Raw genomic sequence first — 1,599 nt, forward strand, 5'->3', positions numbered from 1 at the left:
AAGGGAGACTAACTATTAGAAGTCAAGAAGAAATAAATGATTTTTGATCAAAACGCAGAAATGCGATTTGTATAGTGGTCGGGACTTATTCCCGACAATCAGTTCCTTGAAAATTGCATGACAAACAGAGCATCCGATTGGGTGCTCAAACAGAAAAGGTATATCTGATTGATTAGCTCGGAGAGTAAGCTTGTCCGGTTAGTTCCATCCTATAGATTGTTCGGATCAGCTTTTTCGCCGCATGTGATACGGCTACATTGTAGTGCTTGCCCTCGGATATTTTTCTTCCGAGGTAGATGCCGAAGGATTCATCCCATTTACAGACAAACTTTGTGGCGTTAAAAAGCGCATACCGTAGGTATCGTGACCCACGTTTCTCCATGTGCGAGTGTGATGAATCAAGCTGCCCGGATTGATATGTTGATGGAGATAATCCTGCATAAGCGAGAATCTTGTCTGCATTATCGAAGCGCTCAAAATCACCTACTTCCGCCAGAATCATCGCTCCCATACGGTAACTGATACCGGGGATGGTCATTATCGGGGATTGCATTTCATCCATGATTGCTTTTATGGAGGCTTCGATTTCTTCAATCTCTTCGGAAAGTATCCAGATGAGATGAATGGTATGTCGTAGTTCCATGGATTTTGCGTCCATAGGTGTGCCGATAGAATCGATAGCGGCATTCCTGATCTCGATAGCTTTATCTCGGCTGTATCGCCCTTTAGAAGAAGTCTCAAGAAGCTTTTTGAGATGTGTCAAATGACATCCTGCAATGTAATCGGCACCTGGAAGTTCTTCTAAAAGCGTGTAGACGGAATTAAGGTGAAGCGATGGAACAAGTTTCTCCAGTTCGGGGAATAGGATGTTCACAAGCCTGGCTAAAGAAGACTTGAGCTTAGAACGTTCATGAACCTTGTCAAAGCGATAACGGGTTAATGATTTCAACTCTTCGTTGTGATATGATGTTTTTGAGTAGGGCTTGAGTGTCCTATCGGTCATCAACATCATAGCGATCGAAGAGGCATCGACTTTATCCGTTTTCGTCTTTCTAAGGCTTAGACCTTTTCTGTAAAGATTTGTGTGTAGCGGGTTGATAACAACGGTCGGGAAACCTTTATCAACGAGCGACGCCAGAAGATTGCTAGAATAGTGACCGGTAGCTTCAAGACCTACTTTTATTTCTGTCTTATCAGAAGTCACTTCTTCAATCTTGGAGAAAAGCTCATCAAAACCGACCTTGTCATTTGAGATGGTGAAGACTGGATAGAGCTTCCGGCCTTCGACGTCAAGAATACAGCAGTCATGCTTGTCCTTGGCAACATCGATACCAACATAGATCATAATCATGATCCTCCTTAAAAGTATTTGATGCTGCTGTTATAAGATCCACAGGGCTCTTTGCGTGCTGTAACCTCGTTCTACATAAACCGTCATGCGGTATCTAACTGATTAACAATTAAACAAAGAGACTGTGGTTGGAGCCTCCCTAAAACCGTCTAAGCGGTAGGTGTGATATACCAAACCACAGCATCTTTAACAGCATACCTGATACCTATAGATAAGGTAAAGAATGGGTATGACTATATAATACGAGG

Annotated in this window: 1 protein-coding gene; it reads right to left on the reverse strand. The window is 42.8% G+C overall.

Annotated features, from left to right (window positions below):
* Positions 1-172 precede the first annotated feature (172 nt).
* On the reverse strand, positions 173-1,345 hold the full coding sequence (locus G631_RS0115985; protein WP_026490291.1) for an IS110 family transposase: 1,173 nt from the start codon (positions 1,343-1,345) through the stop codon (positions 173-175).
* Positions 1,346-1,599: the final 254 nt, after the last annotated feature.

Source organism: Butyrivibrio sp. XBB1001, assembly GCF_000424505.1.
Classification (GTDB): domain Bacteria; phylum Bacillota; class Clostridia; order Lachnospirales; family Lachnospiraceae; genus Butyrivibrio.

What these genes read in the sequence shown, in the direction of transcription:
- G631_RS0115985 (WP_026490291.1), bottom strand. Translation starts at nt 1,345, where the DNA reads ATGATCTATGTTGGTATCGATGTTGCCAAGGACAAGCATGACTGCTGT.